Raw genomic sequence first — 19,941 nt, 5'->3', positions numbered from 1 at the left:
CTCCCGCCAACACCGCGCTCCTCAACCGCATCGCCAGAAACATCCTTCAGGGCGCCGATGTCGACAAAGTCCCCATTAGCCACCGCATCAAGAAATGCGCCTGGAATGACGACTACCTCATCCAGGCGCTTACTCATATGCGATAGCCCTGCCCCAAGTGGGGGAGATGTCCGGCAGGACAGAGGGGGGCGCGAAGGAACGCGGCGCTCCATTGTCCGCCCCCCCGCTCCCCTACCCCGCCCTCGCCCGTGGCGGGTGGCTGATCGACTCCCGCACGGTGCCGTAGGCGGCGCCCCACCGGTCGGTCATGTCGCAGCGTATGTCCCACAACTCGGGGAAGAAGCGATGGCGGGCGCCGCCTTCCAGGATTTCCACCGGCCGGCCCTTCAGCGACTTCGCGCCGAGCCCGATCGAGCGGTGGATCAGATAGAGGTGGTTGGCACGGAATTTCTGGAACAGCTCGTCGAATTCGATCAGCGCTTCGGCCACGGCATAGGCATCGCCATGGTCGTAATGGGCGTCGTAGATGTCCGCGACCGTCAGCCCGCGGCCGTCGAGATAGGAGTGCTTGAAGGCCCGCCACAGCTCCGGGGGCAGGCGCAAGATGAATTTGAAGCCGGGCGATTCCTGGCCGCTGCCGTTGCCGAGCTGCAGCCGGATCTGCTGGTACTCCTTGGGCGACATGGTTTCCAGCAGATCGAGCTGCGCCGTCATCAGCCGCATCAGGCGGTGCACGCGGCCCATCAGCGTGACGATGCGATGGGTGTCCTGCCTTTCCAGCCAATCAGGACGTCGACCAGCGTGTAGGCCATGAGCTTCATCCACAGTTCCTCCACCTGGTGCACGATCTGGAATTGCAACTCGTCGGCATTGACCATCTCGGAAAGCCGCTTCTGGCAGGAAAGCAGCCGGTCGCAATTCAGGTAGACGCCGTAGTCGAGCATCTCCGGCGCCTCGATGCGGGCGTGGTAATCCGGCTTGTCCATGGCTCAGCCTCCTTGCACGATGCCCCGAGGATAACGCCTCCGGCTTGAACATTGTTTCTATCTGTTATCCTATCGGCCGATCGCGGAGGACGAAAACCGTTATTCTTAGGAACATCGGAGAACAATTCATGCTGGATGCCGCAGACCGCAGAATAGTGGCCGCCCTCGAGCGCGACGCTCGCGTTTCCTTCGGCGAACTGGCCGAGTCGGTCGGTCTGTCGAAGACGCCGTGCTGGAAGCGGGTGAAGGCGCTGGAAGAGGCCGGCGTCATCCGCGGCTATTCCACGCGCATCGATCCGGCGGCAATCGGCTTCGGCATCGAAGCCTTCATCCAGGTGTCGATCGACTTTGAAGTGTCGGACGCCTTCGAGGCCGCGGTGAAGCGGCACCCGCTGATCCGCCGCTGCTACGCCACCACCGGCGAGGCCGACTATCTGCTGCAGATCGTCACCGTCGACATGAGGGCGCTCGACAGGATGCTGCGCATCGAGCTCAGCCGCCTGCCCGGCGTGCGCCGCACCGTCACCTCGATGGCGATGCGCGAGATCAAGGGCGAGATCTCGTTCGCGGATGCAGCAGCGCATGTGCTGAGGTAGTCATGATCGGCAGGCTGGCGCGAAGGAACGCTGCGGCGGCTCAGATCACGTCAGGCCCCGCAGGAGCAGCCGGCTCAGGCTTCCGCGCCGCCTGCTCCTTCTCGGCGTCGGCCTTGCGCTTGGGGCATTCCTCGAAATCATGGTCGCGGCCGCCGCAATAGGAGCAGCATTTGGCGGGGGCGTCGGGGTGGAGTATCGAGGCCATTCCCAAGAATGCACGAAAACGTTTCCAGTTGCAGCAATTGCGTGAACTCGTCGCAACTGCAGCCCGATGCCAAGTACAAAACCCAGGAGCTCGCCGCGTGCGCGGCGGGCTCCCGGTCAATCACTCACGCATGCGCGTGGGGATGGCGGGCGTCCCAGACGGCCCAGGCCGATGCCACGACCACGAGCACGCCGAGCACGACATGCGTGGTCATGATGTTCGTGTCGGCTGCAAAGCCCAGCAGCCAGGGCGACACGATCAGCCAGAGTCCGAGGACGAGATTGACCCATTCCTCCCACTCGGCGAACATCGAAAGCGTCGCCAGCGCCAGGGCGCCGAGCGCAACGCCTACGATCCAGGCGTTCCACGCGGGAACCATCACGCCGGCAAAGCCGATGACCCAGGGGGAGAGGAACAGGCAGATCGCCAGGATCAGATTGACCCAGTCCTGGCCCCGTCTTCCTTCCATCAGTTTGATTGCCATGACAACCTCCATGGGGAAGCTTGACAAAAGCAACTGCGTTCGCGTGGACATTGCACGCTTAGTAATTGATGTAATTACGTTTCTGCGGATTGCAAGGAGGCGCCGGGCGGCTCCGGCTTGCGGGTGGCTCACCACCAGCACGCGAACAGCGGCGCCTATGCGCCGAATTCCGCCTGGCTCTCGGCCCCGAGCTGCGGCACGATGATCGCCTCGAGCGGCGCCGTCAGTGACCATGTCAGCTCGCCGGGCGCGCGTTCGAGGTTGGAGGAGCCGCCAAGCGACTGCGGCGCCACACGCTGCAGCACGACCGTACCGAAACCCTTGCGCACCGGTTCCGTCGCGGCACCGCCGTTGCCGGCCGAGACTTCCCGCCAGGTAAGATGGAACAGGCGCTGCGCGTCCGCGCCGGTGTCAACCGTCCAGGTGATCTCGACCCGGCCGCCCTCGCCTGCCAGCGCGCCATATTTGGAGGAGTTGGTGCCGAGCTCATGGAAGGCCATGCCGAGATTCTGCACGGCGTTCGACTGCAGCGTCAGCAGCGGACCGGAGAGCGAGATGCGCTCCTCGTGGCCGAACGGCTTCAGGTGCTCCTGGATGAGATCGAACAGGCTCGCACCCGCCCACTCCGAAGTGACCAGCAGGTCGTGCGAGCGCGACAGGGCCATGATGCGCGAACGGATGAGCTCCTCGAACTCGCCGGGATGGGCCGAGCGCTTGCTGGTTTCCCTCACCATCGACAGGATCACCGCGAACTGGTTCTTCACGCGATGATTGACCTCGCGCATCAAGAGCCGGATGCGGCGTTCGCTCTCCTTGGCGGCGCTGATGTCGCGGGCGATCTTGGAGGCGCCGATGATCTCGCCGTTGCGGTTCTTGATCGGCGATATCGTCAGCGAGACGGTGATCAGCGAGCCGTCCTTGCGGCGGCGGATGGTCTCGAAGCTCGGAATGCGCTCGCCCCTGCGGATGCGGGAGATGATATCGGTCTCCTCGTCGTGCATATGCTCGGGGATGAGCATGAGGATCGATCGGCCGATCGCTTCCTCGGCGGTGTAGCCGAACATGCGCTCGGCCGCGAGATTCCAGTTGGTGATGATGCTGTTGAGGTCCTTGGCGACGATGGCATCGAAAGAAGAATCCACGATCGCCGCCAGCCGCGCATCGGCAATCGAATCTTCCGGATCCCTGCCCCCACTTCTCGTCATCGGCAAGACGTAGCGCGTTTCAGCCACAAGGCAACCGCCTAGCTGCCGTCGGAAGGAGGTTTGGCAGAAAGGTCGTCCTTCGTCGACAGCACGCCGAAGTCCTGAGACTTGGTGCCGGACTCGGCAGTCAGGAAACCGTCAGACGCCAAGCCGCGGCGCAACAGCTCGCGCACGGCCGCCGATCGGCTCGGCATCCGCTTTTCGAAACGCCAGTTTTCCAGCGCCGCCAACTCCTCGTCGGTCAGCATGATCTGCAGCCGTTGCGGACGTTCCAGCTCAGCCACTTCAATCTCCCTCAAAGAAGCCGAATGCTCCGAATGAGCATGTGTCTAATTATGAGTAGAAATAGGATCGGGCTCATAAAACGTCAAGGAAGCCCCATGAGCGGAAACAGGTTCAGGCTAACGATACCAACGATGGTTAGAAACAACATTTGGTGCCTTATGCTAACTTATTGATTTATTTGGCCGTTTTAACATTTGTGTGTTGCCAGCGCGCTTAGATGGGCGCATTGTGGGAGCAGAGGGACAAACCCCCTTGAAAGGAGGGTTTTCCAATGTTGGGATTTTCCACTCGGATGCGCGACGATGCCCACTGCAAGGTTCGCCAGGCCCTGCAGGACCACGGAATCGTCAATATCATCAGACTGTCGGAAGAGATCCGGCTCAAGAACATCGACGACAACATCGCCCGCGAGGACATCGAAGGCCTGGTGATGCAAGTCGCCCAGCTCTACGGCGCGCCGATCGAGTTCGATGAGGAGGCGCTGACGGCACTCGATCTTCCCGATGCCTGCGCCGGCGACAACCGCAACGACCTTGAAAAGGCGTTGAGCGAGCGGTCGCCGCCTGGCGTGACGATCGATCTGTTGCAGCTCAATCCGGAGAAATAGCCCGTTCAGGGGGCGCCGGGCTTCTTGGCGTCCGCCTCGGCAACCCAAGGCGGCGGCTCAAGCGGTCATCCCGTCAAGCAGACGCAGCCCGGTCTCATATTTCTGCGGCGCGGCTCCTGTCTGATGCGCCTGCCACAGATTGTCCTTCAGATCGGCTTGCTTGACCGATTTCGCCACAGGATGCGACGCCGCCCGAGAGATGAAGTCCTGCTCGCTCTCGTCGAGCCGCTTGGTCAGAGCGTCCACCGCGGCCACGACGGACTGGCTGAAGCCAGCCGCTTCCAGCTGCTCCAGCGTCCAGCCTTCGCCCTTCTCCACCACGTCGTGCAGATAGGCGACGGCCTTTTCTTCGAGCGTCTCGACCGCGTCGGCGACGCGCCGGACATGTTCGATATAGGGACGGCCGGTCTTGTCGGTCTGCCCGCTATGGGCCTGTTCTGCAATCTTCGCCGCGCGGTAGAGCATCTCGTCTCGATCCAAGAAAAGTCCGCCACGGCGGGGGACGGCCGGGGCGGACTTGTCCGGGCAAATACCCGGTTCGGCAGCGCGCCTTCTTTCATGGGAGCAGGGCTTGCGCACCAGCCTGGGTCTCCAACATCGAAGCTGCGGGAATGTTCCGCCCGGGCTGGAATTTTCCGCAGGGAACCGGCGCGCGAGACGCCCGTTTGGCTTCACAGGTGAAACAAAGGAGAACCCCATGGACTGGAACCGCGTCGAAGGAAACTGGAAGCAGGTCAAGGGCAAGGTCAAGGAACAGTGGGGCAAGCTCACTGACGACGACCTCGACCGCATCGCCGGCAAGCGCGACCAGCTGGAAGGCAAGATCCAGGAACGCTACGGCATCGAGAAGGACCGTGTCCGCCGCGATGTCGACGACTGGTACGACCGTCAGGCCTGGTAAGCCTCCGCGGGCGAACGAGCGCCGCAGCCCGAGGCCGGGCTGCGGCTTCTAACCCAAGGTTTTGCATTGCCGAACAAAGCGGATTATTCTTAGTTGACTAAGTGATTCCTGGCGCGGTGAACCGATGCCCAAGAAGAAATCAAGACCGGCCTTGCATGCCATGGCGGCGGCCTCCCGCTCGGAGACGGCAGAGGCGGTTTATTTTGCCCGCAAGTGCGGCCTCACGCCCGATGAAGCGCTGCGCATGATCCGCGAGGCGCAGCAGATATCCGAGCCGAAGACCCCGGCGAGGGAGAAGCGCAAGCGTTAAAGCATGTCTCCCGAAAGTGGGAACCGGTTTCGGAACAAAGACATGTGCAAGTCAAAAATCTGATGCAGATGGAGCGAGCCTGAACGCTCGCCTCGCGTATCCGGCCGGCCACGCTGCAAGGCGCCGCCGGCCGGCTTGTTTGCCCGGGAAGTTTGTCCTGAAGGTCTACGCGCTCGGCGAGGCGGTGCGGATTTGCTCGGCCAGTTGGGCCATCGCCCGGGCGATCGGATACATCTTCCGCTTTTCGAAGCGCCTCGCCTGGGCCTCGGCCAGCGTCGCGCAACGCTCGCGCTCCGCGGCAATGTCCAGCTGCGGCGGTTCGGTCCAAACGATTTGCATGGTTTCTTCGCTCCCGGCTGAAGTCTGTCCCTGACCAACTGCGGCCGATTAAAACTGTTCCCGCCGCCGCGCAGGTATTGAGCCAATTCGCGGGGGAAAAAGCGCCGGATTATCAAATGTTAGCGCGCTTTGAAGAACAACCCCATACCTCGTCAGGCACACCTCTTCTGCAGCCCCTTGAGACCGGGCCCCCGGCTCGCGCTCATGGAAGACATGAATGCTTGAATCCCTTTTCCTCAACCTCGGCCAGCACGACAGTCTATCCGACGAAGAGAAGTCGCTTCTCACGGACCTGATGTCCGGCGAGAGGCATTTTACCGCCGGCCAGGATATCGTGTCGTCGGGATCGCGGCTGACCCACAGCACTTTGATCCTCGATGGGCTGGCGGCGCGCTACCGCGTGCTGTCCGACGGCGGCCGGCAGATCACCTCGCTGCATGTGCCGGGGGATTTCGTCGACCTCTACGCCTTTCTCCTGAAGACGATGGATCACGGCATCACGGCGCTGTCGCCGTGCCGCGTCATCGTCGCCGACCACTCGAAGCTGCGCAGCATCACCGAAAGAGCGCCGCATCTCACCAGGCTGCTGTGGCTGGACACGCTGATCGACGGCGCCATCCACCGCGAGTGGATCGTGGCGATGGGGCGGCGCTCCAAAGTCTCGCATCTGGCGCATCTGTTCTGCGAGCTGTTCGTCAGGCTGCAGGTGGTGAAGCAGACCAATGGCATGAGCTTCCACCTGCCGGTGTCGCAGGCGGAGCTGGCCGACGTGCTCGGGCTGTCCGTCGTTCACATGAACCGCGTCATCAGCGCGCTGCGCAACAGCGGCGTCGTCTCGTGGTCGAACCATACGGTGACCATCCTCGACTGGCACAGGCTGCAGCAGATTGCCGAGTTCGATCCGACCTATCTCAGCATGACGCGGGAACCCCGCTGAGCAATTCCAGGAAAAGTGTGCAAGGGTCCACGGCTAGTCTGGACGCCGCTTGTGGTGTGCCGATTCCTGGTTCTCGCCGCGAAGCATCTCCCTGTCGTCGGGATCGACCAGGTCGCTGTCGCCGGATTTCAGCGAGCGGCCCTTCTCGCGGGCCACGCGCTCCTGCTTCGAACGCTTCAATTCCTCCTCGGCATTGAAATCGCCGTCCGCATTGCGGGTGTTGACCCGCTCCTCGATGATCCGCTGCTGCTGGTCGTGGGTCGCCTTGCCTGCCATGGCTCGCTTGCTCCTCGCTTTCGTGGATCTTGCCCCCGCCGCCCCTGATCAAGAGCCCGCCCGCAGGGGGCACGGGCGAGCTCGTGTCGGGGCCAACAACATCCGACAGCGGCACGGTCGGGGATGTAGGCTTGAGCCGCTTTACCGAACTTCAAAAGCAAGCCGATGTTCCTGGGAAAAAGCGACAGGCTTTATTGGCCGAAAGCATGACGACGCCAGCAAGCGTCCGCTCGCCTCTGCCGGTCACCGACGACGACGAAGCTCCGCCTCCACGATGAGCACTACGAGCCAATTCGATGCGACTGAGGTCGCACGCCTCTGCGCATTGGTCCCCCTTGCGGAAACTCGGGCCTGTGCTGCTCGTTTGCAATGCGCCGCCGATGTAAAACCCCTCTCATCGTCGGTTTTGGAAAGTGGTGGTGCCCGCCATTCATGCTGTGGCGGGCATCTCCTTCAGGCGAGTTGGTCAAAGCAATCGGCTGTGCCGCCGCACCGACGCGGCGGGACCGCTACCCAGTTTCTCAGCGCTTACCGAGAGATCTGCGATTTGGGTTTTGGCTGGCTTTTGGGGAGCAGCGGAATCGGCGCGTGCGCCAGCCTCGCCGCCCGCAGGCGTGCGGTCTTGGCGTTTCTTTTTGCCATCTCGTCTTCGATGATGGACCGTGCGGCCTGAGTGGTCGCCTCGCTCTTGCTGTCGCGTTTCGGCTTCGACAATTCCGACATTCTCTTGACCTCAGTGCTCGCCCGATGAATTTTTTCGTGCGTGTTCAAGTTCGGCCTGACGCCGCGGTTCCCAGCGAGGTCCACCGCTGCCGCGCGGGAGAACTCCGCCCGAGCCGCGGATCCCCGGTCTTCTCCGTCGGGCCACCATGTTTGCACCTTGGTTTCGTCAAGCAGGCGACGCGAACGCGCGATGCTTTCTCGCGAGCCCGCGAGGGCTTGGGCCACGTCCCTTTCGACGTCACAGCGCATCCGGCTCGCGTGCCTCAGCAGCGCAGCGGACTGCTCCAAGATTCCAAGGTGCTGGTCCAGCAGAGACATGGTCGCTCCGGTCTTTGATACAGACGGGAGCGCGTGGGCTGTCTCTCAGCCGCCGACGTCCTTTGGGTAGTTGCCGACGATGCATATCACATAGGGCGCAGCTCCTGGGTTTCAAACGCTCAGCAAATAAAAGCCCGCCGCCAAGCCAGGGAGACAAGGCGACGGGCTTTCTCTAGCGACCCAGAAGCGGACCATGACCGCTCGCATCTACAAACCCATAGCCGGCGCGACCGTTCCATTAGCGCCCTCAAATATTAGCTTGGGCCGAAATATCCGGCGGCGATGCTGCATCGCTTTTGCCCACAGCTGCAGCGCGCCATAGACCGTCTCGGATCTCTTGGGCCGCGACGCCCGTGCGCATGGCGGATGCGATGGGCAGCCTATGAAGCATCTTTTGATGTCGCGGCTGCCAACCTTTGTCGGCTAGGTCTGAATGCGCGGCGAACTTCGGGTTCGCCGGGCCGGCGCCGGGTTTCCCCCCAACAGGCAACAGGCGCCGGTCACTTTCGCTAAAGCACCTCACGCTGAACGGCTTCAAGCGACGCGCTTCAAGTCTTTGTTCTTTACGACTATCGTTTCCCCAGAAGCGCTACACACTTGTGGGCGACAGGAAATCAGGATGCGCACCAAGGCGCGCTGGCGAGCGCTGCCGTCATTCGTCGGGCGTCCGAACATGGTTCGTGAATTGCAGATTTCGATCGTCGCGACCGGCCTTGCGGCATTCCTGGCAAAAGATGACTTTGACCAAATCGTGCTGCATGCAGGACTGGTTGGCGCCGAGCCGCCGCACCAGTTCGGCGACGTTCAGGATCGCGGACTCCTTACAGTTAAGACAATAGACGGAGAGGCCCGTGCCGGCCTCCAACTTCTCGCCGAGCGTACCCTCTGCGAAGGGAAAATTCATGGTCAGCCCAACTCCCAACCCGCTCGATGTTGGATTGAACGAGCCCTGCCGCGGAGGTCGAGCAGGCTCCCGAATGCGTGCCGGCCAACTGCGGCGCGGCTCCTGGCCAAGGGTCACCGCACCGCGACACCCAACCGAGTGACCCGGCGAATGTTCCGTTAGAGGTTGCTTGAACACCACTTGGCGTGGATTGGGCCCGTTGTCGGCTGTGCGCTCCGACAACGGGCCTCCTCGTCCGGTCTGCTTTGGGTGACTGCAAACCGGACCCCACCCCGACACCAATTCAGGCCCGACGCGGCTCCAACTGTGCGGCTTCACCGTTGGATGCGCCGTAACAAAGGTTAAAAAACCGATCCGACCGAGGTCCGATGTCACCAAGCATTGGTCCTGCTGTCGCTGCTGATTTGCACACGCCGCATGTGAACCCCTCCCGTCGTCGGTTTTTGGAAAGTGAAGGGGATCCGCCATTCTCCCCAGATGGCGGGCATCTGCGGCCGGAGCGATCCGCTATCTCACGGCACGCCCAGCCCCGATCCGCTCGCGGGCCTCCTGGACCTTGAGGCGAACTTCCTGCGCCAGATGTTGTTGGGCGCGGATCTCGGCAAGGAGCCGTCGCCGTTCCGCCCGCAACTTGAGCGCCTCCACCCATAATTTCCAATGATGATCGTCACAGTCTTCCACGTGCTCAGGACCCTAAAATTGGGGAAACCAACGCGCTGTATGCCGCCTTCGTTCCTTTGGGGTGGGTTATCCGCTGCTGCTGCCCTTGCGCATCATCTCCGAAATGCGGATTGGCGCTATCGCCTCCCTGGTCGCCTCGATGATGAAGTTGCCAAATCCGCCGCGCTCGAAGCCTGGCGAGGAACATTTTCCCGGTAACGGTGTTGAGTAGGACGGCGCGACGCAGAACGCGCCGGGTCGGGAAATGGCAGGTCGCCCTTTGATTGGGAGACGCCCCAGGAGGCCCCGACAAGAGCCCGCCCATCAGCCTCAGGAGCGGGCTCTTTCATGTGAAAAACCACATCGCCTAACCCAGGTGAATGCGCCCCTGTCCCGCTCCGGCACCATGGCGAGCCATGCCACTCTATTTCTTCGACATCAGCGCCAACGGCCATCGCACTGCCGACGATCTGGGTGTCCATCTGGACTCCCCGGACGATGTCCGAAAGGCTGTTTCGTGGACGCTGCCGGCCATTGCCATGGAAGAGAAGCAGCGGGGAGATCGCAGTTACATTGCTTCGGTGCGGGATGAACGTGGGCAAGTGGTCTATACCGCCACGCTGACCTTCACGGATAGCTGGCATTAGCGGACCGCTGGCGCCACATCCCCAGCGGTGCCTAGTACCCTCCGCGCGGCCTTCTTCGGCGCATGAGTGAGAGCCGGGCGGCCGGCTTCCAGCACGCGGAACATTCGCCTGCGGCCGCTGTTTCTTCTGCCAGGAGGAACAGCCATGGCTGACGACAAAAGCAAACGCGATTTCCATGATCGCGACCGCGTCTCGGGCGACGAGCAATATGAGGTCGCCTATTTCGCGAGGAAATTCCAGCTGACGATCCCTGAAGCGCGAGAACTCATCAGCAAGCACGGCAACGACCGGGCGACGCTCGAGCGCGAAGCCAAGGCACTTGGCTCACAGTAGCGCTCTATCGGGTGGAAGGCCCTCGGCGAAATCGGCTTGCCGGTGATCTTCTCGACTGCCGCGGCAGCGCCGCGGGATAGCCGGCGCCCTCAACGCAGAAAAACCCGCCGGCCACGGCAGGAAAGGCTGGGGCCTCGCCAGGAGTGTCTGGCGACCCCGAACCTCATGCCATGAACCAAAATCTCCCGAGCGTCGAAGGCGCTTGACGCGTCCGTTCGGTTCGACCCTCCTCCAGCCGCAAGAATATCAATGCCGGGCCTTCAGGAAGCGGGCCTCGCGCAACAGGGAGGCCCAGTCGGTGCCGATCAGCTCCACAAGCTCGCGCGCCTGCTCCTCGGAGATCTCGGCTGCTTTGGCAAGGCGAGGCGCCAGCAGCGAGACTTCGGCTTCTTTGTGTTTGCCATCATTGTCCGGCGATTTCATGCGCCACCTCCTTTCCCATTGAACCGACTGGATGGAAGGTGGTTTCACGGAGGCTCACCGATGAAACAAAATGTGAAGCCGGCGTGATTTGCGCGCGGTCCCGGCCAGACCGAGGACGCTGCATTCGCTGCTCAAGCTGGCAAAAAGGCCCGCCGGCAGGCCGGCGGGCAAGTCTTGCTGGAGTACCAGAAACATTCTGGCTCTAACTGAACCGCCTCCCGGCCGACTTGTTCCGGGATGCCGCGGGTCCGGATCGGCGTTGCCGGCGAGACCGCGAAGCCCGCCGCGATCAGTCGCGAACGAACAGCGCCTCGTCCTCGTCGCGCTGCTTGCCGCCCAGGGCGGCGGCAACGCTGGCGATGAAAGCGCCGACGATCATCGACAGGGCGCCGACGAAGGCGAAGGTGGCGCTTGCCTTCCTGGCGGTGTCGGCGGCGGCCTTGGCCTTGTTCTTGGCATCCTCGACGTTGGCGATGACGGTATCGACGCGCTTGGCGGCATCAGCCTCCGAGAGCCCTGTGCGGGCAGCGACCAGCTTCGCCAGATAGGCCTTGTCGTCGGCCGTCACTTCGCCCCTGGCTGCGCTGGCAACCAGGATGCGCGAAGCTTGCGCAGTCGCACCGGCATCGTTCTGGCCAGCCGAGGCGACCGTACCGGCATCGGCAGGACGGAACAGCGTATCGACGAAATAGCCCATGCCGTTGTCGGCGGTGCCATCACCGGCATTCGCCGCCGCGGCAGAAGACGCGCCCATCGCAGCGCCGGAGGCGACGTTGGAGGCCGCCTGCACGCCTGTGCCGACGGCCGCCGACAGAGCGGAGCTGAGCACGCCCGCAACGAGCAGCGTCGCGAGCGCCCAGGCGAGGAAGCCATGCGCGGTATCGCGGAAGGTGATCTCGTCGTCGTGGATGCCGACCCACTTGGTCCGCAGGCGACCGGTGAGATAACCGCCGAGCCCCGCCGACAGCCATTGCACGACGACAAGCCAGACGGCGGCAGAAACCGCGAATGTGGTTGGCGAGGCGCTGCCGCCGGTCCATGGCGAGACCATGGTCAGGCCGAGCCCCGAGCCGATCAGCATCAGGATGATGGTCAGCGTCGAAGCGGCGAAGGCGCCGGCGATGATCGGCCCCCAGCTCACCGCGGACGATGAGGATTCCTTGGCGCCGGAAACGGCGACGTCAGAAACTACGGTGCTCATCTCGAACTCCTACCGCGCGAACAGCATGAGCAGGATGATGATTGGAATCGGAACTCCGAGCAGCCAAAGCAGTATGCCGCGTCCCATGGGAACCTCCTGTATTTGAGACACAGTAGCAATTCCCGGAATCGGCTTTCGTTCCAAAGCTTTACACGGCGAAGTTCAGGGCAGGCCGCGGCAGTCATAGCCTTCGCCCAGCGCCCTCGCCGCTGCCGCGGCGAGGGCGCAGTCTCGCGGCAAAGGAACTTCAGCCGCGGCCAAATGTTCCACTTGGACGGCTCAGGGTTCGCAGACACGCTGACCGGCGTTTTCGGAAACCACGACCGGGAATTGCACGACGCCATGACCAGATCGTCACTGCATCTGCTCAAGGGCCTTGGCTATTCGATCTCGACGGCAAGCGTCGTGCTGCTGACGATCGTCAGCTGGCAGCATGCGTCACAAAACCCACTGCTGATCGTCTGCCTGCTCGGCGGCACCTCCACCTCCGTCATCGGCATGTTCTGCCGCTGGCTTTCCTATGAAATCGAACACCGCCAGGAGGAGCGGCGGGACCACGCGACAGGGCAGCGTCCGACCGGACCGGTCAATCACCGGCCGGCAGCATCAACCATGCCTTCCTCCCCGCAGCTGCGAGATTAGCGTGGCGATCAGGCTGCTGATCACAATCCACCTGGTAACCTCACGGTCCGGCGTTTTGGTGACTGGCCGGCCGACCGGCCTTGCCTTGTCGCCGCTGGCCGCGGCCACCACGGGCGCGAGGTCGGGCCGGCTGCCGCGCCGCACCGAATAGGCGCGGGTGATCTCGGCGCCGAACAGGAAGATCTGGGCCGAGTAATAGACCCACAGCAGCACCACCATCAGCGCGCCGGCCGCGCCGTAGGAGGTCGCGATCGAGCTGCTGCCGATATACCAGCCGATCAGCGACTTGCCGATGGTGAAGAGCAGCGTGGTGACCAGCGAACCTACGGCGACATCACGCCATTTCAGCCGACGGTCCGGCAGGACCTTGTAGATAGCGGCAAACAGAACCGCGATCAGCACGAAGGAGACGACGGTGTTGATCGAGCTCACGATCAACTCGCCGAACGGCAGGTGCCGATTGATGACGTCACTCAGGGCCGAGATCGCGGTGCTCGCGGCGAGCGAGACCAGGAGCATGAAGCCGAGCGCGGCGACCAGTCCGAGGCTCGCCGCCCTCGCCCGCACCAGGCGCGAAAGCGAAACGCCATTGGGCTCGACCTTCCAGATCTCGTTCAGCGACTGCTGCATCTCGCCGAAAACGCCGGAAGCGGTGATCAGCAGCGTGACAAACCCGATGATGGTGGCGAGCGTTCCCGACCAGCGCTGCGAGGCGGTCTCGATCGTCGCCTTGAGCAGATCGGCGCTCTCCGGCCCCATCACGCCCGAGATCTCCGCCGAGAGCGCGAGCTGGGCGGCGTCGTTGCCGATGACGAAGCCGGCGACCGCCACCACGATAAGCAGGATCGGCGCCAGCGATGTCGTGGCGTAGAAGGCCATGGCCGCACCATGGCTCAGCGCATTGTCGTTGAGGTAGCCGGTGAGGCTTTCCTTCAGCAGTATCCAGGCTTCCTGAAACCAGCGATGCATGGCTCTCACCGTCTCTATTTCGGGCGCGGATCCTCGAGCGCCGCTCCGATCGTCTCGAACGACCCGGCCCGGCGCTTTTCGACGGCCTCGGCGAGCGCCAGCGCGGCGTTGGCCACCTCCGTCTGCACGGCACTGTCGGCGTCGAGCTCGTCATGGCTGGTCGCATAGGGCTTCCAGTAGCCGATATAGCGGTGGAGCTCGGCCGCCTCGCCGACCTGGTCGAGCTTCATCGAGCGCAGCGCGTCGACGAGCGCGTGGCGCACGTTTTCGGCGCCTTCCGTGTCGCCATGGACGACGACGGAAAACAGCCGGCCTTCGAGATGGCGTGGATAGGCCCAGCCGGCGAGCTCGGCCTGTTTGGCGAGCGTGGCGTTCTTGCCTTGCGTCAGCGACGGATCGGGATTGCCGCCGTCGGCGCAGACCAGGCGGTCCATCATCAGCTTCACCGGCGAGGAGGTGTGATACCAGTTGACCGGCGTCACGATCATCACGCCATGCGCCTCGACCCAGAGCGGGTAGATGTCGTTCATCCAGTCGTCGATCTGGCCGAGCGAATGGTTGGGATAGCAGGAGCACGGCCAGTGGCAGAGCGCCGCCGCCGTCGAGAAGCAGGCCTTGCACGGATAGATCTTGCGGCCGTATTCGGAGGCGAGCCGCGCCAGGTCGAGCAACTCGACCGAAAAGCCTGGCCTTGTCGCGATCGTCCGCCGCGCCAGCTCGACAAGCCGGAAACTCTTCGACATCTCGCCCGGACAGGTGTGCTCGCTTCGCGAGGAGCCGTTGATCAACAGGATGCGCGACGGCGCGGCCTTGTCCCGGTGGCGGCGCTGCGCCGCCTCGACCGCATCCCTCGCGGCCAACCATTCGACCGAGAGGTCATAGTCGGGATCATGAAAGCCCTGCCCCGCCTTGCGGGTGATCGGGGCTTTGCGCTCCTCTCGATAGGCCTGCCAGGCGATCTCGGCCAGCCTAGCGACGGCTTCGTCCTCGGACCGGAAGGCAGGGTCATAGAAGCGCCGGCGATAGCGCGCCTTGAATTCGTTCTCGTCCAGACGCGGGCTCGGCATTCCCTTGCGCGGCTCTTTGCTCGGCCCGGGTCCAGCTATCATCGGATTCATGTCTTTCGCCATGGATTGCCCCACGCCCGATCGGAGCGGGCCGGGTGGGACAAGAGCTCGACTGCCTCTTCGTTGGCCAGGGCGGGAAGCCGGAGAAACCAGCCCTGTTCTCTTTGCCACCAGGTCCGGCTGACGCGGCCCGCCAACATCAATTCGGCGTCGGCGCGATGGTTCCCTGCCTCGGCGAGGCCAGAGCTCCGATCGAAAAACAGCCCCGGTTGGGAGGAACCGGGGCTGACAAGTTCGGGAGTAAACACGAAGTTTCGGGAACTACCCGCCAGAACTCGCGCCTTTGGCAAAAGTTCCAGGCAAGGCGAGTTTCTCTCCTTTACTTCGCTGTTTGCGGCGGCACGTCGCCCGGTTTGATGATCGGCATCTCGCTGCCGGTCGGCGGTGGCGGGGTGGCGTTCTTGTCGCCGGTCGGCGGCGGCTTCAGCACGCCGCCGCAATCGTTCAGCTGCTGCGACAACTCGTCCGTGTCGGCCTGCTGCTTCAGTTTCTGCTGCGGGTCGTTTGGATCGGGCTTTGCCTGGCAGTTCTGCGTCTGCTTGTGCATTGGCTCTTCGTCCGCCTGCGCCATCGCAGGCAGCGCCGACAAGAGCCCAATGACTGCTGCAAGAACAACTCTCTTCATGGGATCCTCCTCGGTTCAGTAACCCCCGACGATCGGCAGGATCTCGCCGGTGATGTAGCTGGAGCACTGCGGCGAGGCGAGGAACACATAGGCCGGCGCGATCTCTTCCGGCTGGGCGGGACGCTTCATCGGCGTCTTGGCGCCGAACTGCGAAACATCCTCGGCCTCCTTTTCCGACGGGTTGAGCGGCGTCCACACCGGTCCCGGCGCGACCGCGTTGACGCGAATGCCCTTGGCGATCAGGTTGCCGGAGAGCGCCCGAGTGAAGGCGTGGATGCCGCCCTTGGTCATCGAATAGTCGACCAGTTCCCTCGAGCCCTCGATGCCGGTGACCGAGCCGGTGTTGATGATGGCCGAGCCCGGCTTCAGGTGTGGGACGGCTTCCTGCGCCATGTGGAAATAGCCGTAGAGATTGGTCTTCAGCGTGGTGTCGAAATGCTCCTCGGTGAGGTCGGCAAATTCGCTCGCATGAATTTGGAAGGCGGCGTTGTTGACGAGAATGTCGAGGTGTCCCAGCCTCTTGACGGTCTCGGCCACGGCCTTGCGGCAGAAGGCGCGTTTGGCGACGTCGCCGCGCAGGATGATGCAGCGCCTGCCCTCGGCCTCGACCGCCTGCTTGGTCGCCTTGGCGTCGCGGTCCTCGCTGAGATAGACGATGGCGACGTCCGCTCCTTCCCGCGCGAACAGCACGGCGACGGCCCGCCCGATGCCGGAGTCGCCGCCGGTGACCAGCGCCACCTTGCCGTCGAGCTTGTTCGATCCCTGCCAGAACGGCGCGTCGTAAAGGGGCGCCGGATCGATGGCCCATTCCTGGCCGGGCTTGGGATGATGCTGCTTCGGGAACGGCGGCTCCGGGTATTTGCGCGCGCCCGCCTGCATGGCGCCCGGCGACTTCGCTTTCGGCTTGGCCTTGTCCTTGGCCTTATCCTTGGCGTCTATGTTGCGCTGCACGGCGCGCTGCTTGCGAACGGTCTGTTGGCTATCGGATTTCGTCGACATGGCGGAGTTTGCCGGCATCTCTTTCTCCTTCGCTTTCGAAGGACAACGCATGCCGGCGCAAAAAGTTTGGCTCGCATCGGTCGAGCCGCGGCGGGCTTGGTAAGGGGGCGCAGCTACATCAAAGTTAAATGCGCGCGGCCGAAAGGCGCGATATGCCTATCCCCGTTTTGGGGGGACTCTGCTCTCAGGAGGAGTCCCATGGACGTTCGAAATCTGATCGGCAGACTGTCGGCGAAACTGCGCGGCCGGCATGCTGCCCTGTCACCACAGCCATACAGGCTGATCCGCGCCTCGCTTTCCGACGAGCCGCTGAAGCCGCGCCCGCGGCCGCCGCACAGGCCCGGGCCGCCGGTCCGGCCGGCAAGCAACATGTAGACCTCGCCAACCGCACGAGTGCAACCCGGCGGCCCGGTCTTCGTTTATGGCGATCTCTGTCCCTGTGGTGTCAAAACATGAAAACCTTTCGGATGAACAACCCGCTTTTCGTTCTGGCGGCCGCCCTGCTGACGGCGGCCCCCTTCGTCGGGCTGGCCCTGCGCACGCGCGAATGGCTGGGCTGGTGAGTGACGCATGAGCCGATTTCTGCCTTTGACCATCCGCTTCGTGAACGGCGGCACGATGATGGTATCCTCGATCGCCGACGCCAAGAAAGCGCTTGGCGGAGCATGGAAGAACAAGGATGCGCCCGACTACCTCGCAGCCGTGCGCCTGGTGGACGACGCGATGGCCGGGATCTGCCGGCCCGCGGTCGCCTTCGCACTCTTCAAGAAGGTTGCCGCACGGCAGGGACTGTTGAGGCCCGCCGAGCCCAGTGCCGCGCTCACCATGCTCGACGAGCTGTCCTCGCGCCGCAAGGCGCCGCCTGGATAGCGCAAGGCGCATCCTGGATAGGCGCCAAGCACATCTGAATAGCGTCGAGCTGCATCTGGATAGCGCCAGGCGCATTCCGCCAACGCGCATCCGTCAGGTCAGCGCGGCTCGCAGGTCATGCTGAGATAGGTCGGGTCGAACTCGGCAATCTCCGCCAGGCGATCCCAGTTGAGGATGGTGATCATATGGTTCGCCCAGCTGATCACGTTCATGCGGCGCAGCGTGCCGATGACGCGGTTCATGTGAACCACCGAAAGGCCGAGCACATCGGCGAGCTCGGCCTGCGACAGCGGAAGATGAAAGCTCATCTCGCGCGTCTTCTTGACGACCTGGAGGCGGACGAACAGCTCGCATATGAGATGCGCCAGATGCGCCATCCTCGAACGGCGGCCCATGGCCACGATCCACTCGCGGTGGATGGCGCCGTCGACGAGCGTGTCCAGCCACAGCAGCCGCGTCAGATGCGGCGCCTTCTCGGTGATGGCGCGCAGCTTGGTGTGGTCCGCCGCGATGATGTGGCAGGGCGAGAGCGCGATGATGCCGTGGTCCATCGTCCTGAGCAGAAAAGCGTGCAGGTCGACGAAATCGCCGGCCACGTGCAAGGCGGTGAACTGCCGTCCGCCATTCTCCAGCACTTTGTAGCGTGCTGCGAAGCCGTCGAGGATCAGCGTGCTGAAGCTCGGCCGCGAGCCCATCGTCACGATGTCTTCTCCGGGGACGAAATATTTCTCGCTGGACATGGCGCCGGCCAGCAGCGCCTTCTCCGCATCCGAGAGGACATCGTGCTGGCCAAGGTTCAGATAAAGGGGCTCGAGCATGCAGCGTTTCCAATCCGCCGTTCGTACTTTCCAGCCCAACGCTCGGAAGCATGCGTGGTTGCAGGCGGCCGCCGCGGCTGGCCGGCCGATGGTGCCGCTTCAGCGCGAACCTGCTCCTGGCCGGTCCAGCGTCCACCGCATCCCGCGGGTCTAGAAGCGCACCGCGCTGAAACGGATCCGGGCGACGCGCTTCAGGTCTTTGTTCTATGCATGTCGTCTCCGCAAAACCGCTGCACAGTTTTGCGCGACATGCAGTAACCCTTTGCTTTTACGCCATTCCGGGCCGGGACAGGACGCTCATCGGCTCCGCACCAGGCGTTTGGAACCATGCCGGCTGCGAAGAATTGAACATCGACAATGCCGGGGATGGACTGACCGATGGAACGCTTCTTCTTTGATCTCTACAACACCGAACAGACCCAGCTGGACGGCGAAGGACAGCTCTTTCCCAGCCGCGAGCGAGCGGGCATGGAGGCGCTGCGGATATTGCATGACATCGCCCGCGACGAGATGCCGGCCGGCGACCGCCTGAAGATCACCGTCAAGGTGCGCAACGAGAAGGAACAGATCTTCGAGGCTTCCCTCACTCTCGATTCCGCGTGGAGCTGAGCACGGTCACGCAACTCGGCCGGGCACCTACGGGCGCCCGACCTGCTTGGATTGGAACCCCTTCACGCCGCCGAATGGTCGAACGCCAGGTTGCGGTGGCGTGCGATGGCTGCGCTTGCTACGAGATCGGCGATCTGCCTGTCGGAGAGCGTGCATTGCGGCAGCACGCAGCGGATGGCGGTCACGGCCTGTCCGGTGGAGATCGGCCAATCGTGACTCTTTCGGGTTTCGACATAATGGTCGATGATGCGGGCCAGGTTCCTTGCAGGCATGTCGATCACGGGCATCTCCTCCTCCTCCTCCTATCTCCCTGGGCCGACAATGGCGGTCAAACGCCCTCTCCACCATTAAGTTTGTTAAAAGCCGGGAGAATTTTCGCCTGGCGCAGCTTGCTGCCGAGGGACGCGCCGATCCGCTCAGCTCAGCAGCGATGTCGCATAGGTCAAGGTGACGTAGATCGCCGGCGCGATGAGGAGGCAAAGCGCGATCGCGATCACGACCGCGATGCCCAGCCGCTCGGTCCTTCTGGCGATGTCGGCGGCAGCATCATCGTCGGCCGGGATGAGATCGAGGATCGATGGATTGTCGGAAGGATGATTGTCGTTGGCGGGTCCGCTTTCCGCTTCCCGCCGGATCGATATAGGGGTCACGCTTTGCCTCGGTGTCGATACCGCCGTTGCGGTTGGTAACAAATGGGGTGCCCGCCAGCACGGGGGGCTGGCAGGCACCCAGAACGGCCGCCGATGGAGGGGGCTTTCTCGGACGGCCGCTGACCAAACTCGCAGCCCCGCTTCTGGTTTCGGCGGCAGGCCCAATGCGGTGCGTGATCGGACTTCAGTCCGAGCGCGGCTGCGACCGTGGGGCGTCGTGCGGCGCCGCCCCCCGCTCGGCACGATCCAGGAGAGCAGGCCTGCGACGACGGTCACGATATATTTCGGCGGG

The 19,941-nt window shown here is 63.4% G+C and carries 31 protein-coding genes; 11 read left to right on the top strand and 20 right to left on the bottom strand.

Going from position 1 to position 19,941, the window contains the following annotated elements; all coding sequences use genetic code 11:
• Positions 1-231: 231 nt before the first annotated feature.
• Both EN818_RS27210 and EN818_RS33830 read right to left on the bottom strand, forming a co-directional pair.
• The gene (locus EN818_RS27210; protein WP_245518884.1) at positions 232-744 is read right to left on the bottom strand and encodes a hypothetical protein; all 513 of its coding nucleotides are present in this window, start codon (positions 742-744) and stop codon (positions 232-234) included.
• The gene (locus tag EN818_RS33830; protein ID WP_245518883.1) at positions 744-986 is read right to left on the bottom strand and encodes a hypothetical protein; all 243 of its coding nucleotides are present in this window, start codon (positions 984-986) and stop codon (positions 744-746) included. The genes EN818_RS27210 and EN818_RS33830 overlap by 1 nt, the downstream gene beginning before the upstream one ends.
• A 128-nt stretch (positions 987-1,114) precedes the next feature.
• Here EN818_RS33830 and EN818_RS27205 point away from each other — a divergent pair, with 128 nt between their 5' ends.
• Positions 1,115-1,582: an Lrp/AsnC family transcriptional regulator gene (locus tag EN818_RS27205; protein ID WP_095807591.1), complete on the top strand. Its 468-nt coding sequence runs from the start codon at positions 1,115-1,117 to the stop codon at positions 1,580-1,582.
• Positions 1,583-1,622: 40 nt separating this feature from the next.
• On the opposite strand, the gene EN818_RS32880 is transcribed toward EN818_RS27205, so the two are convergent.
• The 4 genes from EN818_RS32880 to EN818_RS27190 all read right to left on the bottom strand — a co-directional run bounded on the left by EN818_RS32880 (position 1,623) and on the right by EN818_RS27190 (position 3,760).
• Positions 1,623-1,787, bottom strand: coding sequence for a hypothetical protein (locus tag EN818_RS32880; protein WP_165349856.1), 165 nt, complete (start codon positions 1,785-1,787; stop codon positions 1,623-1,625).
• A gap of 124 nt (positions 1,788-1,911) precedes the next feature.
• The gene (locus EN818_RS27200; protein WP_095807720.1) at positions 1,912-2,271 is read right to left on the bottom strand and encodes an SPW repeat protein; all 360 of its coding nucleotides are present in this window, start codon (positions 2,269-2,271) and stop codon (positions 1,912-1,914) included.
• Between the two features lie 155 nt (positions 2,272-2,426).
• Positions 2,427-3,476 (bottom strand): PAS domain S-box protein, encoded by a 1,050-nt coding sequence (locus EN818_RS27195; protein ID WP_095807592.1) that lies wholly within the window; start codon positions 3,474-3,476, stop codon positions 2,427-2,429.
• Between the two features lie 38 nt (positions 3,477-3,514).
• Entirely contained in the window at positions 3,515-3,760 is a 246-nt protein-coding gene (locus EN818_RS27190; RefSeq protein WP_095807593.1) for a hypothetical protein, read from the bottom strand.
• A gap of 272 nt (positions 3,761-4,032) precedes the next feature.
• Between EN818_RS27190 and EN818_RS27185 the strand changes: the two genes are divergently transcribed.
• Positions 4,033-4,368: a hypothetical protein gene (locus EN818_RS27185; RefSeq protein ID WP_129552811.1), complete on the top strand. Its 336-nt coding sequence runs from the start codon at positions 4,033-4,035 to the stop codon at positions 4,366-4,368.
• Positions 4,369-4,425: 57 nt separating this feature from the next.
• Here EN818_RS27185 and EN818_RS27180 read toward each other — a convergent pair whose 3' ends face one another.
• Positions 4,426-4,833: an HD domain-containing protein gene (locus tag EN818_RS27180; protein ID WP_095807595.1), complete on the bottom strand. Its 408-nt coding sequence runs from the start codon at positions 4,831-4,833 to the stop codon at positions 4,426-4,428.
• Between the two features lie 232 nt (positions 4,834-5,065).
• On the opposite strand from EN818_RS27180, the gene EN818_RS27175 reads away from it, so the two are divergent.
• Positions 5,066-5,269 carry a CsbD family protein gene (locus tag EN818_RS27175; RefSeq protein WP_095807596.1) on the top strand — a complete coding sequence of 68 codons (204 nt, stop codon included), beginning with the start codon at positions 5,066-5,068 and terminating at the stop codon, positions 5,267-5,269.
• Between the two features lie 124 nt (positions 5,270-5,393).
• Positions 5,394-5,579 carry a hypothetical protein gene (locus tag EN818_RS27170; protein WP_095807597.1) on the top strand — a complete coding sequence of 62 codons (186 nt, stop codon included), beginning with the start codon at positions 5,394-5,396 and terminating at the stop codon, positions 5,577-5,579.
• Between the two features lie 165 nt (positions 5,580-5,744).
• On the opposite strand, the gene EN818_RS32875 is transcribed toward EN818_RS27170, so the two are convergent.
• Entirely contained in the window at positions 5,745-5,918 is a 174-nt protein-coding gene (locus EN818_RS32875) for a hypothetical protein (RefSeq protein WP_165349857.1), read from the bottom strand.
• A gap of 217 nt (positions 5,919-6,135) precedes the next feature.
• On the opposite strand from EN818_RS32875, the gene EN818_RS27165 reads away from it, so the two are divergent.
• Positions 6,136-6,855, top strand: coding sequence for a Crp/Fnr family transcriptional regulator (locus EN818_RS27165; protein WP_095807598.1), 720 nt, complete (start codon positions 6,136-6,138; stop codon positions 6,853-6,855).
• Positions 6,856-6,888: 33 nt separating this feature from the next.
• On the opposite strand, the gene EN818_RS27160 is transcribed toward EN818_RS27165, so the two are convergent.
• The 3 genes from EN818_RS27160 to EN818_RS32870 form a co-directional block, all read right to left on the bottom strand.
• Complete coding sequence (locus tag EN818_RS27160) at positions 6,889-7,131, bottom strand: hypothetical protein (RefSeq protein ID WP_095807599.1); 243 nt, start codon at positions 7,129-7,131, stop codon at positions 6,889-6,891.
• 528 nt (positions 7,132-7,659) lie between these two features.
• Positions 7,660-8,172 (bottom strand): hypothetical protein, encoded by a 513-nt coding sequence (locus EN818_RS27155; protein ID WP_095807600.1) that lies wholly within the window; start codon positions 8,170-8,172, stop codon positions 7,660-7,662.
• Positions 8,173-8,824: 652 nt separating this feature from the next.
• Positions 8,825-9,076, bottom strand: a complete 252-nt coding sequence (locus EN818_RS32870) for a hypothetical protein (RefSeq protein ID WP_095807601.1) — start codon at positions 9,074-9,076, stop codon at positions 8,825-8,827.
• Between the two features lie 1,076 nt (positions 9,077-10,152).
• Between EN818_RS32870 and EN818_RS27145 the strand changes: the two genes are divergently transcribed.
• Complete coding sequence (locus EN818_RS27145) at positions 10,153-10,383, top strand: hypothetical protein (protein WP_095807602.1); 231 nt, start codon at positions 10,153-10,155, stop codon at positions 10,381-10,383.
• Between the two features lie 144 nt (positions 10,384-10,527).
• Entirely contained in the window at positions 10,528-10,716 is a 189-nt protein-coding gene (locus EN818_RS27140) for a DUF3606 domain-containing protein (protein ID WP_095807603.1), read from the top strand.
• A gap of 246 nt (positions 10,717-10,962) precedes the next feature.
• Here the strand turns inward: EN818_RS27140 and EN818_RS32865 are convergent, their stop codons facing one another.
• Complete coding sequence (locus tag EN818_RS32865; RefSeq protein WP_095807604.1) at positions 10,963-11,139, bottom strand: hypothetical protein; 177 nt, start codon at positions 11,137-11,139, stop codon at positions 10,963-10,965.
• A gap of 289 nt (positions 11,140-11,428) precedes the next feature.
• Positions 11,429-12,340 (bottom strand): hypothetical protein, encoded by a 912-nt coding sequence (locus tag EN818_RS27135; protein WP_095807605.1) that lies wholly within the window; start codon positions 12,338-12,340, stop codon positions 11,429-11,431.
• A 342-nt stretch (positions 12,341-12,682) separates the two neighbouring features.
• Between EN818_RS27135 and EN818_RS27130 the strand changes: the two genes are divergently transcribed.
• The gene (locus EN818_RS27130) at positions 12,683-12,982 is read left to right on the top strand and encodes a hypothetical protein (RefSeq protein ID WP_135905957.1); all 300 of its coding nucleotides are present in this window, start codon (positions 12,683-12,685) and stop codon (positions 12,980-12,982) included.
• On the opposite strand, the gene EN818_RS27125 is transcribed toward EN818_RS27130, so the two are convergent.
• The 4 genes from EN818_RS27125 to EN818_RS27110 form a co-directional block, all read right to left on the bottom strand.
• A complete protein-coding gene (locus EN818_RS27125) occupies positions 12,947-13,951 on the bottom strand; it encodes a YihY/virulence factor BrkB family protein (RefSeq protein ID WP_095807607.1) in 1,005 nt (334 codons plus the stop codon). The genes EN818_RS27130 and EN818_RS27125 overlap by 36 nt on opposite strands.
• 14 nt (positions 13,952-13,965) lie before the next feature.
• Positions 13,966-15,081: a flavodoxin family protein gene (locus EN818_RS27120; RefSeq protein ID WP_245420421.1), complete on the bottom strand. Its 1,116-nt coding sequence runs from the start codon at positions 15,079-15,081 to the stop codon at positions 13,966-13,968.
• A gap of 316 nt (positions 15,082-15,397) precedes the next feature.
• On the bottom strand, positions 15,398-15,703 hold the full coding sequence (locus tag EN818_RS27115; protein WP_095807608.1) for a hypothetical protein: 306 nt from the start codon (positions 15,701-15,703) through the stop codon (positions 15,398-15,400).
• Between the two features lie 15 nt (positions 15,704-15,718).
• The gene (locus EN818_RS27110; RefSeq protein ID WP_129553996.1) at positions 15,719-16,702 is read right to left on the bottom strand and encodes an SDR family oxidoreductase; all 984 of its coding nucleotides are present in this window, start codon (positions 16,700-16,702) and stop codon (positions 15,719-15,721) included.
• Positions 16,703-16,900: 198 nt separating this feature from the next.
• Between EN818_RS27110 and EN818_RS32860 the strand changes: the two genes are divergently transcribed.
• Together EN818_RS32860 and EN818_RS27105 are read left to right on the top strand one after the other, a co-directional pair.
• Positions 16,901-17,077, top strand: coding sequence for a hypothetical protein (locus EN818_RS32860; RefSeq protein WP_165349859.1), 177 nt, complete (start codon positions 16,901-16,903; stop codon positions 17,075-17,077).
• A 195-nt stretch (positions 17,078-17,272) separates the two neighbouring features.
• The gene (locus EN818_RS27105; RefSeq protein ID WP_095807610.1) at positions 17,273-17,572 is read left to right on the top strand and encodes a DUF982 domain-containing protein; all 300 of its coding nucleotides are present in this window, start codon (positions 17,273-17,275) and stop codon (positions 17,570-17,572) included.
• A gap of 98 nt (positions 17,573-17,670) precedes the next feature.
• Here EN818_RS27105 and EN818_RS27100 read toward each other — a convergent pair whose 3' ends face one another.
• Entirely contained in the window at positions 17,671-18,390 is a 720-nt protein-coding gene (locus EN818_RS27100; protein WP_095807611.1) for a Crp/Fnr family transcriptional regulator, read from the bottom strand.
• A gap of 378 nt (positions 18,391-18,768) precedes the next feature.
• Here EN818_RS27100 and EN818_RS27095 point away from each other — a divergent pair, with 378 nt between their 5' ends.
• Positions 18,769-18,999 (top strand): hypothetical protein, encoded by a 231-nt coding sequence (locus tag EN818_RS27095; RefSeq protein ID WP_095807612.1) that lies wholly within the window; start codon positions 18,769-18,771, stop codon positions 18,997-18,999.
• Positions 19,000-19,061: 62 nt separating this feature from the next.
• Here the strand turns inward: EN818_RS27095 and EN818_RS27090 are convergent, their stop codons facing one another.
• Together EN818_RS27090 and EN818_RS27085 are read right to left on the bottom strand one after the other, a co-directional pair.
• Positions 19,062-19,286 (bottom strand): hypothetical protein, encoded by a 225-nt coding sequence (locus tag EN818_RS27090; protein ID WP_095807613.1) that lies wholly within the window; start codon positions 19,284-19,286, stop codon positions 19,062-19,064.
• A 129-nt stretch (positions 19,287-19,415) separates the two neighbouring features.
• Positions 19,416-19,649: a hypothetical protein gene (locus tag EN818_RS27085; protein ID WP_095807614.1), complete on the bottom strand. Its 234-nt coding sequence runs from the start codon at positions 19,647-19,649 to the stop codon at positions 19,416-19,418.
• Positions 19,650-19,941: the final 292 nt, after the last annotated feature.

This window comes from Mesorhizobium sp. M3A.F.Ca.ET.175.01.1.1 (assembly GCF_004791945.1).
Taxonomy (GTDB): Bacteria; Pseudomonadota; Alphaproteobacteria; order Rhizobiales; family Rhizobiaceae; genus Mesorhizobium.
This window is presented reverse-complemented; position numbering and strand designations above follow the sequence as displayed.